The sequence below is a fragment of the Fusibacter sp. genome, assembly GCF_057447755.1.
Genome location: NZ_JBVBZF010000055.1, coordinates 1 through 15,093, shown reverse-complemented (window position 1 = coordinate 15,093; position 15,093 = coordinate 1). Strand labels below are relative to the sequence as shown.

The 15,093-nt window shown below is 36.5% G+C and carries 12 protein-coding genes and 1 pseudogene; 12 read left to right on the top strand and 1 reads right to left on the bottom strand.

Features of this window, described 5'->3' with window-relative positions; all coding sequences use genetic code 11:
* The 3 genes and pseudogenes from AC220I_RS09290 to AC220I_RS09280 all read left to right on the top strand — a co-directional run.
* Nucleotides 1–459: pseudogene (locus AC220I_RS09290) on the top strand (hypothetical protein); the annotation flags it as partial.
* A gap of 83 nt (nt 460–542) precedes the next feature.
* Nucleotides 543–1,460, top strand: coding sequence for an N-acetyl-gamma-glutamyl-phosphate reductase (gene argC, locus AC220I_RS09285; RefSeq protein WP_486723544.1), 918 nt, complete (start codon nt 543–545; stop codon nt 1,458–1,460).
* A gap of 73 nt (nt 1,461–1,533) precedes the next feature.
* On the top strand, nt 1,534–2,349 hold the full coding sequence (locus tag AC220I_RS09280) for a response regulator (protein WP_486723543.1): 816 nt from the start codon (nt 1,534–1,536) through the stop codon (nt 2,347–2,349).
* Nucleotides 2,350–2,570: 221 nt separating this feature from the next.
* Here the strand turns inward: AC220I_RS09280 and AC220I_RS09275 are convergent, their stop codons facing one another.
* Nucleotides 2,571–3,290: an NAD-dependent protein deacylase gene (locus AC220I_RS09275; RefSeq protein WP_486723542.1), complete on the bottom strand. Its 720-nt coding sequence runs from the start codon at nt 3,288–3,290 to the stop codon at nt 2,571–2,573.
* Between the two features lie 157 nt (nt 3,291–3,447).
* Here AC220I_RS09275 and AC220I_RS09270 point away from each other — a divergent pair, with 157 nt between their 5' ends.
* The 9 genes from AC220I_RS09270 to AC220I_RS09230 form a co-directional block, all read left to right on the top strand.
* A complete protein-coding gene (locus AC220I_RS09270; RefSeq protein ID WP_486723541.1) occupies nt 3,448–4,413 on the top strand; it encodes a sugar ABC transporter substrate-binding protein in 966 nt (321 codons plus the stop codon).
* 7 nt (nt 4,414–4,420) lie between these two features.
* The gene (locus AC220I_RS09265) at nt 4,421–5,938 is read left to right on the top strand and encodes a sensor histidine kinase (protein ID WP_486723540.1); all 1,518 of its coding nucleotides are present in this window, start codon (nt 4,421–4,423) and stop codon (nt 5,936–5,938) included.
* Nucleotides 5,935–7,500, top strand: a complete 1,566-nt coding sequence (locus AC220I_RS09260) for a response regulator (protein ID WP_486723539.1) — start codon at nt 5,935–5,937, stop codon at nt 7,498–7,500. Before AC220I_RS09265 ends, AC220I_RS09260 begins: the two co-directional genes overlap by 4 nt.
* A complete protein-coding gene (locus tag AC220I_RS09255) occupies nt 7,500–8,612 on the top strand; it encodes a sugar ABC transporter substrate-binding protein (RefSeq protein WP_486723538.1) in 1,113 nt (370 codons plus the stop codon). The genes AC220I_RS09260 and AC220I_RS09255 overlap by 1 nt, the downstream gene beginning before the upstream one ends.
* Nucleotides 8,613–8,989: 377 nt before the next feature.
* Nucleotides 8,990–10,000 (top strand): LacI family DNA-binding transcriptional regulator, encoded by a 1,011-nt coding sequence (locus AC220I_RS09250; protein WP_486723537.1) that lies wholly within the window; start codon nt 8,990–8,992, stop codon nt 9,998–10,000.
* A gap of 85 nt (nt 10,001–10,085) precedes the next feature.
* Nucleotides 10,086–11,156, top strand: coding sequence for a galactose/glucose ABC transporter substrate-binding protein MglB (mglB, locus tag AC220I_RS09245; protein WP_486723536.1), 1,071 nt, complete (start codon nt 10,086–10,088; stop codon nt 11,154–11,156).
* A gap of 326 nt (nt 11,157–11,482) precedes the next feature.
* Entirely contained in the window at nt 11,483–13,000 is a 1,518-nt protein-coding gene (gene mglA, locus AC220I_RS09240; RefSeq protein WP_486723535.1) for a galactose/methyl galactoside ABC transporter ATP-binding protein MglA, read from the top strand.
* Between the two features lie 17 nt (nt 13,001–13,017).
* Complete coding sequence (mglC, locus tag AC220I_RS09235) at nt 13,018–14,037, top strand: galactose/methyl galactoside ABC transporter permease MglC (protein ID WP_486723534.1); 1,020 nt, start codon at nt 13,018–13,020, stop codon at nt 14,035–14,037.
* Nucleotides 14,038–14,168: 131 nt separating this feature from the next.
* Nucleotides 14,169–15,093, top strand: a 925-nt coding sequence (locus tag AC220I_RS09230) for a beta-galactosidase (RefSeq protein ID WP_486723533.1), incomplete at its 3' end; no start/stop codon positions are given.

The following is a 15,093-nucleotide window of genomic DNA, read 5'->3' as shown; positions in this document are numbered from 1 at the left end:
GCATACCTTGTTTGTGGCACACTTTCAAATGATCAAATATTATTTTATCTGCATTACGGCATAATCTTGCAATTATGCGATGATTTGCAAGACATGGTTGAAGACCAGAAAAATAACCATCAGACAATCTATAGCCAGCTAATGAATCGATTTATGCTGGATACTATGATTTCAAAGACCCTAGCTTTTAATGATCGTATGATTAGTCGAATGCCGGATTCCAAGTGGCATGCCCTATATCACAATTGTATTTTGATGATGATTTCCCTTTCGAGTTTAAATTACAGGGCTTATATGTCAAAGGACTTCTTCAGCAAATTGACGCAGTTTTCTCCCTTTACACTAAGGCAACTGAAAAAAATTAAAAAGGAAGCCCTTAAGCTACAAAGCTTATTTTTAAAACCCGAAACAATGGTAATTCTTAAATCATATGTCACGCAAATGAGCCTTGACATCTAAAGAGACCCGCGGTATTATTATGTAAAGAAATGCATAATAATACTGTTTTTTTATATTGGTAAATGAAAAGAGAAGGTGATTGAGTGAAAAATATTTTTGTGGACGGACAACACGGAACAACAGGGCTTGAAATCAAGCGATATATTGAGAAGCATCCTTCATTTGTGTTGGTGGAAATAGCCTATGATGAACGACATGATGTGCATAAACGAAAGACCTTAATGAATGCATCTGATGCAGTGGTATTGTGTCTACCGGAAGATGCGAGCGTCGAAGCCTTGACATTGCTTGAAAGTCAGAAGGTGGTTGTGGTGGATACCAGTACGGCCCATCGAACCAATGAAGCTTGGACTTATGGGCTGCCTGAACTCAGCATAGACCAGAAGAAGAAGATTTCTCATTCAAATAGAATTGCAAATCCAGGCTGTCATGCAACAGCTGCCTTGCTTGGATTGCTCCCACTTCAGCAAAATGAATTATTGAAAAAAGAAACATCCCTTAACTTGATTTCCCATACAGGTTACTCCGGCGGTGGAAAAGAAATGATTAAAATGTATAAAAATACAAAAAAACCAATTGCAGCACAGCACTATGCTTTGGGACAAATGCATAAACATATTCCCGAAATTATGAAATTTGGCGATTTGACATTAACACCAACCTTTTTACCCATAGTTTGCAACTATCCTAGAGGTATTTTATTGAGTATTCCTTTTCATAAATCAAATTTTAAAGATTCAGTGAGTTTGAAAAAATTGTATGACTTGTATAAGGGTCATTACAGTGAGTCTGTTTTCGCCAAAATACACGCACCCAATTCTTCTGATAAATATTTACATGGTGAAACATCTGAATCTAATAGATTTGAAGTTTTCATCAATGGCACGGATGAGAATTTCCAAATTGCTGTACGTCTAGATAATCTCGGAAAAGGTGCCTCTGGTGCAGTGATCCAATCCTTGAATCTCAGATTTGGTTTTCCAGAGAAAATGGGACTCTGACCTTAAAAGAAGCGTTTATTACTGAAGAAATCGGATATAAATAATGAAAGACATAATATTTGTGAGGTGTAATATGTACCAGATGTTATTGTATGATGAAGCACAATATATCCGATCTAAAGTTAAGAATATCGTAAAGCATTTTCAAGTAGAAACTTTTGAGGCGGGCTCAGTCGTTCAGTTAAATCATGCAATTAATGAAGTTAAAAGTGATTTTGACCTAATCTTGGCTGATTTAAATTTTGATAATGACTCTGTGATAAAATGGTTCGAAAGATATTTAGAACAGCATCCATTTACACCTTTGATTATTTATACCAGTACGGTTACGCGGGGAAACTTGGCCAGTGGTCTTAGGCTAGGCGCTAAGGATTATATTCTTAAATCCAGTGATGATGATGTGCTTTTGGAGCGAATAATGAAAAGCATTCAAACACCACGTGAGAAGATTACAAAATCTGAACAACCAGAGCAGATTGTCATGGATATGCACTCGTTTTTAACCAGTGAGATTAGAAAGGCTCAAAAGGGAAGTTATGAAGTGAGCATTTGTTTAAGTTCGATACAACCAGTGGATCATTCAATTTCCGATGAAAAGCTAAATTATGACGATGGCTCTCAAATTATTCAGAAATTTAAAACGAAGTATTGGGAAACAGATGTCATGTTTCAGTTTGGTGTGCATGCCTTTGTGAGTTTTTTCCCATTCTGTGGACATCAACAGACTGTTATTGTGGAAAATAAACTGCAAAGTGTTTTTCAGGAGATTAAGGAAAACAACGTCAGTTTAAGAGGGTTTGTATTGGTCAATAACTTTGTGACTTTTCCTCATGATGGTTCGGACAAGCAGCAAATACTCAAGCAACTTGAAAAAATCATGAGACAATAAGGCCAATATTGGATAAGACATGAAAAAGGCCACGCCAGATTAATGGAATGTCTGAGTGGGACCTTTTTAGAAATTGAAAAGTGAATTAAAAAGTGTTATTATAATAAAGCTTATAACCCTCTCGATTATAAGCAAATAAAATCTAGATGCGGCTTAACTGCGACTTAAGCCCTTCTAGATTTTTTTGTTATATTAAAAGTAAAATGTGAACTCAAACTGGTTTAAACCAGCTGGGAGAAAACCTCACCATAGCTTTCTCGTATCACGAGGTTGGCATTGCTATCATATGGGGTTTGTGTTTTGTTGATCAGAACGAGATTGTTTCCCTTAAAATATCTCAAAAAACTTGCCGCTGGATAGACCACAAGAGAAGTTCCAACAACAATTAGTAGATCTGCAGATTGAATTGCTTTTACAGCCCTTGCCATGACGTCTTGATCAAGTGGTTCGCCATACAAAACCACATCAGGTTTGACAAGCCCATTGCAAAGAGGGCATCGAATTACTTTGTTTTGATTTTCTATAATCCAGTCCATATCGTATAGGGTCTGACATTTTGTACAGATATGTCTTTGAAGTGAACCGTGGAGTTCAATAACATTTTTAGAACCGGCAGCTTGATGTAGTCCATCGATGTTTTGGGTAATGATGGTGTTCAAACCCTCTTTTTCCAAGTCAACTGTTGCATAGTGTCCCTTATGAGGCTTGATGCCTGGCAGCAACAAGTAGTTTTTTAAGAAATCATAAAAGCGATCTGGATGACTGTAGAAATAATCATGACTTAATATTTCTTCAGGACTTGTATCTTGAAGTTTAAGAGAATACAAGCCATTCTCCGACCTGAAATCAGGAATATTGCTCTCAGTGGAAGTGCCAGCACCGCCAAAGAGAACGCTGTTATGGCTTTGTTTTAGCAGTTCTTTCAACTTATCGATTGACATAACCCCTCCTTTAGGATTTTAAATAATGATATGTACAATAGTGATATATACTCTTAATATAAGTATAAATCCAATAATTGCAAGTTGCAATGTACATGTCTTTTCTTTTAGACGGGCATAGACTATAATTAAATTAATACTTTTAAAGAGGCATGATATGAAATATAAAATACAATTTTTTGAATTTACGATTATTCTACTCCTGATAGCACTCAGTATAGTGACTTACAACCAGGTAAGATATTCAAAAAACAATAAAACGTCAACAAATGAAATTAAAACTTTTCACGTGGCAGTAATATCAGATCATATCAATAGTTATTCTGCGGAGCGTTTCCTAAGGGGAATAGATGAAAGTGCTGCTTCAAATGATTGTGTCTACGAGTTATATAATCTAGAGACCTTTGAATTAGAATCACTTTCTAAGATCATCATCGCCACAAAGATAGACGGGGTAATTATTAACCTTGAAAACAATGTCCAAGCAGGTGTTTTTATCAATACCCTACAAGAAAATGATATTAAAGTTATTGCAGCAGGAAATGATGCACCAGAGACAAATAGAGATGTCTATATCGGTACTAACAAATACAATCTTGGTAAGCGTGCGGCGCAACTCGCGATTGAAGCGACAGGTAATACGGGAAATGTATCTGTTATATTAGGCAGTGAATACGAGCCAGACCAACTATTATCAACAAATAATTTTCTCAATGGCATATATGAAACGTTTCAGGACTTGGCTTTGTTCAAACTCACAAGCATAAAGTACTCGAGAAGTTCCAGAGCTGAAATTATCATCGATGAATTGCTCAGAGAGCGCCCCTCTATTAATACGGTCATTTGTACCGATCCTATGGACGCCATTCGAGTGACCCGTGTTTTGGTTGACCGAAACTTAGTTGGTGACATTAATGTCGTTGCCAGCGGGGACCCACCAGAATTAATTGATGCCATTCAGAAAGAATTAATTTATGCCAGTGTTGTAGAGGATTATCAAGAACTTGGCATATTATCAATGAACAATTTGATTAAAATTCTAAATGGCGAAAGCGTTTCAAGTTATATCAACATTCCGATTGAAATTATTACAAAAGATAAAATTGTAGATGAATCCAACTGAGGTAATCATGAAAAGAATTAGGCGAATTTTTCTAGAAAACACATTAAAGAAAAAGGTTTTTACATTTACATTGGTCTTGCTGCTATGTTTTGTACTTGCCTTTGCATATACTTTTCTAATTACGTCAACCATTAATGCTGAGATCAATCAGATGTTTACGACCAGTATTATACTCAATGAACTCTTGGTGGACTTACAGCAATTTGAGGTCAACTTGGAAACTTATTTGAGCACAAAGAGTTCAGATAGTTTTGTAAATTACTTGGACTATCATGACAGCATAAAGCGGTACAGTGAAACGCTAAATTATGGGAATTCTACAAATTCAACCTTACTGCAACTCAATAATATTCACTTACTTTTAGATAAATATTTAGAGGAATCAGAAAAGGCTATTGACTTCAAACGGGCGAGAAATACTGAGAAATACCTGGAAAGGTATTCTGAAATTCTAATTTATAGTCAAGTCATCCACCAAAAAGTTGAACAACTTGAGATTCATGACTTTAAGTCAAATCTTGAAAATTATCTGGAAATGACTGAGAACTTTAAAGGGATTCGTGTGAACTTTATGGGGATCATTTTGCTATTGATCATACTCAGTATCCTATTTGTTTTGAGCTTTTCCACCAATGTCACAAAGCCTATTGAAGCGCTTAGTGTCAGAGCGGAAGCAATTACCAAGGGCCAGTACAATATCGAAAAGATCGATGGGATGTATTTTAAAGAAGCTGAGGTGCTAAAAAAGGCCTTTCAAGAAATGGCAGACCACATAAATGAGTATATTTTGGAACTTGAAGGGAAAGTAGACACGGAGAACAAGCTTAGGGTATCTGAAACGGAAAAACTCAAAATGCAAAATCTCTTAAATCAGGCTGAGCTATTGGCTTTACAGGCACAAATAAACCCTCATTTCCTGTTTAATACCTTAAATGCCGGCATGCAGCTTGCAATAATTGAGAATGCAGATCGAACTGTTTTTTTCCTAGACCATCTTTCACAGCTCTTTAGATACAATATTCAGAGCTTAGATAATAGGGTAAAGTTAAGTGAAGAACTTAAAAATGTAAGAAACTACTATGAATTGATGAAAATAAGATTTGGTGAACAACTTGAAATGCATTTGGACGCTGAAAGTAACACCATGACCGTTGAAATGCCGCCGATGATACTACAACCTATCGTTGAAAATGCGATGATACATGGCTTTCGAGACAAGATGGACAAGGGCGTTATCACCATCGTTATTAAGAAACTGCCACATGAAATCATGGTTTCGATTCAGGACAATGGCAATGGTATTTCGAAGGAGAAATTGGAAAAGCTCAACAACTATGATTTCAAAAAAGAAGATCAAGATAAGGACCAGGGGGGACATACAACAGGTTTAGGACTTGAAAATGTCTATGATAGACTCAAGCATTTTTATGGTAAAGTGGATGTCTTATCATTAAAGAGTGACGGTATTAAGGGAACAGAAGTAATCTTGCATATTCCAATTGCAGTAGATAGAGGTGTTAAATGACAAGACTTTTAATAGTAGATGATGAAATGATCGTACTTGAATCTGTAAGTCAAGTGCTTAAGACACATTATGATGATATTGTAATCGAAACCGCCAAGAATGCACGTGAAGGCCTCATTAAGGTTGAGCATTTTAGACCTCACATTATTATGACGGACATCAGAATGCCAGGTATGAATGGCCTAGAGTTTATTGAACGCATTAGGAAGGTAGACAATCAGGTTAAAATCATTATTGTTTCGGCATATGATCAGTTTGAGTTTGCTAAAGATGCTGTGAAATATAATGTTGAGGATTACATTCTGAAACCCCTAACGAAAACAAAAATGATTGAGGTTATTGGTCAAACGCTTTTAAAGATAGATTCAGAGGAAGAAAAACGACATAAGGAGTTAGACCACATAGAACGGTACTATCAGTCTGTGAGTTTGGTGGAGAGTAACTTTTTTAACTCTATATTGTTAAATCGAAATTTTATTAGGCACATAGCACATTATAGAGAGATTTTGGAGATCACTTTGGAAAAAGGACGAATGGTCACCATAGAGTTCGCTAACTTACCCTCAAAGGCAAATATGGATGAGCTTAATTTTTACAATCAGAAGATAAATGACTGCTGTGATTATTTGAAGACCTCTCTTAAGTTTCAGATGCCGTCATTGATCAGTAATCCATTTCTAAATCGTATATTCATCTATTTAGAAGATAAAAAAGGTGAAGACCTGAATGACCGATATTTTTGGTCCAGTTTTGTGCAGAACATTACAGACCGATTTGGCCTACGTGCAAGGATTGGTCTTGGAGAGATTAAGGAAATCGATCGCATATATGAATCCTATGAAGAAGCCATATTAGTACTTAGACAATCAGACCAGCAAATTGCTTTTGTTGAAGACCAGAAGGCAACTCATTTTTCTGTGGATGATTTCAACGAACTGACCCAGTCGCTTATTGATGACTTCTTAACCAAACAAAAGCGGTTTAAGCAATCCTTAAGGCAATATGAGTTTGAGATGCTCGACTTAATGAAACAACCAGAGTTATCACGCTATGCAGAAGCCAATCTTCTGGAAACCATGATTTTGATCTTTGATATCTGTAAACGTGCAAACGTACAAAGAGACCCTGATAAGACCTATATATCAGAGTTTGTCGATAAGCCGGTCGCAGGTAAAATTCAACATTTTGAACGCGTTGTCGAAGACTTGTTTGATATATATTCTAAATCACGAAATGGTGAGTACAACGATTTGACCATCGCTGCTATGGAAATTATGCAACAAGATTATCATTCGGAAATTACGCTTGAAGGCCTTGCGCAACAAATCAATGTGACACCACAATATCTTTCTAAAATTTTTAAGGATGATACGGGCAGCACCTTTAAGGAATACTTAAATGAGCTAAGGATTGAAGAGGCCAAGAAGATGCTTAAGGAAGGTAAGAAGTCCATTAAGGAAATTGGTTTTTATATTGGATACAATGACACCAGCTATTTCATCAGAACCTTTAAGAAGTATGAAGGCATAACCCCAAAAGACTATCAAAGGATGATTAAATAATGAAAACGAATAAGATGAGTGTTATTTTAAAATCATTTATATTACTTTTACTAGCGGTTGCCGTTTTGGTCACTGCAGTGGCTTGTCAACAGGTAAAGGATGTTAAGGAAGAAAAGGACATGCAGATCAAGATTGGTTTGGCATTTGATTCATTTGTTGTTGAAAGGTGGCAAAGGGAAGTGGAGGTTTTGGTCGCAAAAGCCACTGAACTCGGTGCAACTGTAGATGTTCAAATTGCAAATGAAAGTGTTGAAAAACAGAAACAGCAAATTCAACACCTTATAGCAGAGCGTATGGATGTGATTGTGGTTGTGCCTAAAGATGCCACTGCACTTGAGGATGTTTTAAGCGAGGCAAGGCGCAATGGCATTAAAGTGATTTCCTATGACCGATTGGTTATAGGGACACCTGTTGACTTGTATATTTCTTTTGATAATGTAGGTATCGGAAAGGGGATTTCTGCAAGACTTATATCTGAACTGGACTCAGTATACTACGAGCAACGCAAAGAAACCATTGCCCAAAAGAAACCCTTCAATGTGCTCATTATCAATGGTGATCCTAAAGATAATAACTCAACCTTGTTGAATAAGGGGTTTTATGATACCCTGCAGCCCTTCATAGATAATGGCAAGATTGATATCGTTGATGAAATATGGGCCTTGGAATGGCGTGAGAGCTATGCCAAGGAAGTAATTGAGAAGCACCTTAAAAACGGAGAGCATATCGACGGCATTATTGCTGCAAATGATGTGCTTGCCACTGGTGCAATTGAAACGCTTGCAAAATGGCAACTGGCTGGTGAAGTGATGGTGGTTTCGCAGGATGCGGAGTTGTCAGCGTGTCAACGTATCGTTGAAAAAACACAGCTGGCGACTGTTTATAAGCCTATAAATGACTTAGCTGAAACCTGTGCTAAAATAGCAATAAACATGGCAAAAGGGGAAAAGGTCATTGCAAATGATGACATTGACAACGGAAGTGGTGTTATCCCTTATTTAAAATTAGATACCATCGTTGTGGATGCTGTGAATATTGATAAGATTATAATACAAAGTGGTTTTCATCAGGAATCAGATGTTTACATTAACGTAAAAAGAGAGACTGAATAAGAGCACTTTAAATCAAAACACCAAGAAAACACATGAAACATGGACAAATTTAAGATTAAATTTGTCCATGTTTTTTTATGTATACACAAAAAAAATCAAAATAGATTGTTTTTCATGAAAAATGATTAAATTATTGAAGTGACTTTAATGTAAACTTTATGTAAAATTTCTATGAGAACTAATGATTTGAGTTTGAAACTTAAATATTGAATGATCCATTTCCACAAAAAAACAAATATAAATATTATGACTTTTTGGTGTTAAAAAGGTAAAATAGTAGTGGAACTTGCTAAATAAATGATTAAGGTGTATTCTTTTATTAAGTAAATGTTTACTAAACAATATTTGTTTGTTGATAAATGGAAAGGGGTAGTAACATGGCAACCATCAAAGATATAGCAGAAAAGGCAGGTGTTTCATCAGCTACGGTGTCAAGGGTATTGAACTATGATAATACTTTATCGGTATCTGATGAAAAAAGGCAATTGATATTCGAAATAGCAGAATCATTGGACTATATGCCGCCTAGAAAGCGAAATATCAGAAAGACTCAGAAAAAATTAAAAATCGGTTTGGTGCACTGGTACACCATGAGTCAAGAGCTTGACGATCCATATTATATGTCGATTCGTTTGGGCATTGAAAAAATGTGTTACGAGAGCAACATAGAAATCTTGAAGATTTTTAGACCAGATGAGTATGATTTTCAAAGTCTTGAAGGCATTGATGGTTTCATTGCAATAGGTAAGTTTACCGAATCTCAAATTAAGAAAATTACGGATATTTCTCAGAATATTGTGTTTGTTGATTCTTCTCCTTTTGAAGAGCGTTTTGACAGTGTGGTCATTGACTTTGAAAAAGCAGTCATCGGTGCATTGGATTATCTTTGGGGGAATGGTCATAGAAAAATCGGGTACATAGGCGGTCGAGAGTATATAGGGCATGAAAGAATTGCCCTGGGAGAGCGTCGTGAAACCGTATTCAGAGATTACATGAAACGTCTTGATTTATTGGATGAAACACAGATTTACATCGGTGCATTTCTAGCAGAGTCTGGGTATGAGCTGATGAAAGAGGCCATTAAAAAGTCAGACCATGTTCCAACAGCCTTTTTAATAGCAAGTGATTCGATGGCAATTGGCGTCTTAAGAGCTGTTCATGAAATGGGTCTTAAAGTGCCTGAAGACATTAGCGTCATTGGTTTCAACGATATACCTACTTCTAAATTTACCGTACCACCTCTGACGTCTGTAAGAGTCCATAAGGAATTTATGGGCGAAACAGCGGTTGAGCTTTTGCTCGAAAGAATTTTGAAAAAGAGGACCATTGCTAAGAAAGTGGTCATCCCAACAGAATTACGTGTTAGAGAAAGTTGTTGTAAATTATAAGTAAATTATTCTTGACGATTCCGTAAATTTTTACTAAAATGAAAATGTAACCAACACAAAAACTAATTTGGGGAGATGATTAAACGTGAAAAAATTAACTGCGATCTTATTAATCATGGTGATGGTATTATCACTTACTGCATGTGGAAGCAAACCAGCTGAAACAGAAGCAGCTGCAGCACCTGCTGAGTCAACTGCACCAGCAGCAACAGTAGAAAAACCAGTAATCGGCGTTACAATCTACAAATACGATGATAACTTTATGTCATTCGTAAGAAGAGCTATCGAGACAAGTGCTGGTGATTCTGCAGAACTTATCATGAACGACTCTCAAAACTCACAAGCAACTCAAAATGACCAAGTTGATACTATGATCTCTAAAGGTGCTAAATCTTTAGCAATCAACTTAGTTGACCCTCAAGCTGCTGCTTCAATCATCACTAAAGCACAAGCTGCTGATCTTCCAGTTGTATTCTTCAACAAAGAGCCAGAAGCTTCTGTATTAGCGAGCTATGATAAAGCATGGTACGTTGGTACTGCATCTGCAGAAGCTGGCGTTATCCAAGGCGAAATGATGGCACAAATGTGGCAAGATAACCCAGAGTGGGATAGAAATGGCGATGGAATCGTTCAATACGTTCTTTTAAAAGGCGAACCTGGACATCCAGATGCTGAAGCTAGAACAAAATACGCTGTAGACGTTATGGTTGAAAAAGGCCTTAAAGTTGAAGAGTTAGAACTTCAAACAGGTATGTGGGATTCTGTAAAAGGTAAAGAGTTAATGGATGGTTGGATTGCTAAACATGGCGACGCTATCGAACTCGTTATCACAAACAATGATGGTATGGCACTTGGTGCAATCCAATCATTAAATGCTAATGGTTACTTTGATAATGGTAAATATATGCCTGTATTCGGCGTAGATGCTATTCCTGATGCTTTAGAGCAAATCAAAGCTGGCAAAATGGCAGGTACTGTATTAAACGATGCTAAAAACCAAGGTAAAGCTTCTTTCGAATTAGCTTACAACGTTGCTATGGGTAAAGATCCATTAGACGGCACTACTTGGAAATTTGATGAAAACAAAGCAGTTCGTGTTCCTTACGTAGCTGTTACAATCGATAATATCGCGTTTGCTGAAGAAGCTTACAAATAAGAACTTACTGTACTAGTGATTATTCGAGATGCAGACATGCATCTCGAATTTTTTGAGAAAACTATTTTATATTTTATAATGGCCGACAAATTTTAGCTGAAAGCTGTGATTGGGATTTATTATTATCAAATGGCGTCAGTGAAAATTGCTTTGAGACATAGAGATATGACTCAAATGTTGCGTTGAAATCATACAATCATTTATCTGAAATTATCATCTAGGATTTATAAAAATCATATTTATAATCATAAATAGTAAAAAAGAATAATTTACCTAAGACTCATTTTGGGTATTCTATATAGAAATATCGAAAGGAGGCAAAGTCCTTGAATAATGATACAACACAAAAAGACAGTTTTTTGCTTGAAATGCTGAATGTATCAAAGGAATTTCCTGGTGTTAAAGCTTTGGACGGTGTCAAATTAAGAGTAAGAAAAGGCAGTGTTCATGCACTAATGGGCGAAAATGGTGCAGGAAAATCAACTTTGATGAAATGCTTGTTCGGAATATATCATATGGATGAGGGACAAATCCTTTTTGAAGGCAAGCCAGTAAACTTTACTTCATCAAGACATGCACTTGATAACGGCGTTTCAATGGTGCATCAAGAGTTGAACCAAGTTAGAACGACAAGAATTATGGATAACATTTGGTTAGGTCGTTTTCCGATGAAAGGTTTATTTGTTGATGAGGAAAAGATGTATGAAGACACTTTAAAGATCTTCAAAGAGCTTGATATCAATCTTGATCCAAGACAAAAAATCGGTACCTTGCCAGTTTCTGAAAGCCAAATGGTTGAAATCGCCAAAGCGGTTTCATACAACTCAAAAATTATCGTAATGGATGAACCAACATCATCCCTAACTGAAAATGAAGTTAACCATTTATTTAGAATCATAACATCCTTAAGAGACAGAGGCGTATCTGTCATTTATATCTCACATAAAATGGTTGAAATTGAGCAGATTTGTGATGAAGTTACCATAATGCGTGATGGTAAATGGATTGATACTCAATTTGTAAAAGATATTACCACAGATCAAATCATTAACTTAATGGTTGGTCGTGATTTAACACATCGTTTCCCACCAAAGACTAACAAACCAGGCGAGGTTATTTTAAAGGTTGAGAATTTAACTGCAACCTACCAGCCTTCAATCAAGGATGTGAGCTTTGAACTTAGAAAAGGTGAAATTCTTGGTGTTGCAGGTCTAGTTGGTGCTAAAAGAACAGATTTGGTAGAAGCAATATTTGCTGAAAGACAAGTTTCTGAAGGTACTATGGAGCTTCATGGTAAACCTGTTAAATTTAAAAATCCGAAAGAAGCCATTAAAAGCGGTTTAGCGCTCGTAACTGAAGAGAGAAGAGCAACTGGAATTTTCCCAAATCAAAACATTTCTTTCAATTCTATTATTGCCAATATTGACAAGTATGTTAAGAGCAATGGCATGCTTGATGATAACAAGATTGTAGAAGATACAACTTGGGTCGTTGATAGTATGAGTGTTAAAACACCATCTCAAAAGACGAGAATATTGTCACTTTCAGGTGGTAATCAGCAAAAGGTTATCATTGGTAGATGGCTGCTTACTGAACCAGAAGTACTTTTAATGGATGAACCAACAAGAGGAATTGACGTTGGTGCTAAGTTTGATATTTATCAATTAATGATTGATCTTGCATCAAAAGATAAAGCAGTTATCATGGTATCCTCAGAAATGCCAGAACTTTTAGGGATAACAGACAGAATTCTTGTAATGAGTAACGGCAGGTTAGCAGGAATTGTTGAGACGGATAAGACAAACCAAGAGGAAATCTTGAGATTGTCTGCTAAATATTTATAATAGGGAGATGAGACCATATGTCACAGAAGCTTAATAGAAAAGACATTCTCAACTTTATGATGAATAATGCCATCTACATTGTACTTTTTGTTTTAATGGCTGCAATTGTCATCATAGAACCGAGATTTATATCACTTAAGAACTTTACGAACATATTAGCACAAGCATCTACAAGGGTAATCTTTGCACTAGGTGTTGGTACAATTATCGTTGCTAAAGGAACTGACCTTTCTCTTGGTCGTCAAGTAGGTCTTGCAGCTGTAATTTCTGCATCCTTACTTCAAGCACCAGAGTACGCTTATAGAATGTACCCGGATTTACCGATTTTACCGATTATCGTACCGATTTTACTCGTAATGATAATTACTGGTTTCTTCAGTTTCCTAAACGGTTTTGTAGTTGCTAAGTTTAAAGTAGACCCATTTATTGCAACTTTGGGTATGATGGTTATCGTTTACGGCGTTAACTCAATCTACTATGATAGACCGCCATACGGTGCACAGCCAATTGGTGGACTTGATCCAAGGTTTGCAAACTTAGCACAAGGTTATTTCAAAATTGGAACTTTCATTATTCCTTATTTAGTCTTATATGCAATGGTTGCAATCGCAATTATGTGGGTGATTTGGAATAAGACCAAGTTTGGTAAAAATGTATTTGCGATTGGTGGTAATGCTGAAGCAGCAGCTGTATCAGGTGTTGACGTTGCAAAGATCATCATGATGGTTTACTTGTTAGCAGGTCTCTTATACGGATTAGGTGGTTCTCTTGAAGCCGCACGTATTGGATCGGCAACTAATAATACTGGTAATGGTTACGAGCTTGATGCAATTTCGGCTTGTATCGTGGGTGGTTTATCATTCTCAGGTGGTATCGGTAGTATTGCTGGTATCGTAACAGGTGTTTTAATCTTCCAAGTTATCGCATACGGATTATCATTTATCAGTGTAAACCCATACCTTCAGTTTATTATAAAAGGTCTTATCATTGTTATTGCAGTAGCAATTGATAATAGAAAATATATTAAGAGAAAATAGTCTTTTGGACATTTTTCGATTAATGGAAGCGTATTACTGAATTTAAAACTAATGACTAATTGTTAACATTTAAACAGCAGAGAATTCCCCTTTTCTCTGCTGTTAATCTATTTAGAGAAGGACGGAATAGCATGATGTATTTAGGTGTAGACTACTATCCTGAACACTGGGATCACTCAATGCTCGATCATGATCTTAAGCGCATCGTTGAATTAGGTGCCAACACAGTGAGAATTGGTGAATTTGCATGGCATATGATGGAGCGAAGTGAAGGCCAATATGACTTTGAATATTTTGATCATGTGATTGAAAAAATTAAATCCTATGGTCTCAACATTATTTTCGGAACACCAACTGCGACATTTCCAGCATGGCTTGCAAAAAAATACCCAGAAATTCTTTCTGTTGACGAGAATGGCCAGAAGCGTGTTTTTGGTGGTCGGAGACAATACTGCTATAATTCAGAAGACTATAAACGAAAATCAAGAGAAATTGCCACAGCGCTCTTAAAGCACTATGAAAACGAACCTGCAATTGTGGCTTGGCAGATTGACAATGAGCTTGGGCATGAGGGCAGTGACCAGTGTTACTGCAATATTTGTCACGAAGGATTTCAGGCCTATTTAAGTGACAAATATGATTCGATTGAGGTCTTGAATAAAACTTATGGCACGATTTTTTGGGGCCAAACCTACAATGAATTTTCTGAAATTCCAATGCCTGTAAAAACAATTACAACACATAATCCAACATTGCAACTTGACTGGGCTAGGTTTAGGTCTAAAAGTATCAATGATTATGCAAAGATGCAAATTGATATTGTAAATGAGTATAAACAGCCTCATCAAAAAGTTATTCATAACCTGTTTGGGGGCTTCTTTGACCGTGCCTATGACCAAAATATTTTAGCGTCAAATCTGGATGTTGTGGCTTACGACAATTATCCTGTATGGGGTGGACTTGAACAACCACTGTCGCCAGCTAACATCGCCATGACACATGATTACATCAGAGGACTAAAGCGCGAAAACTTTTGGATTGTTGAAGAACTCATGG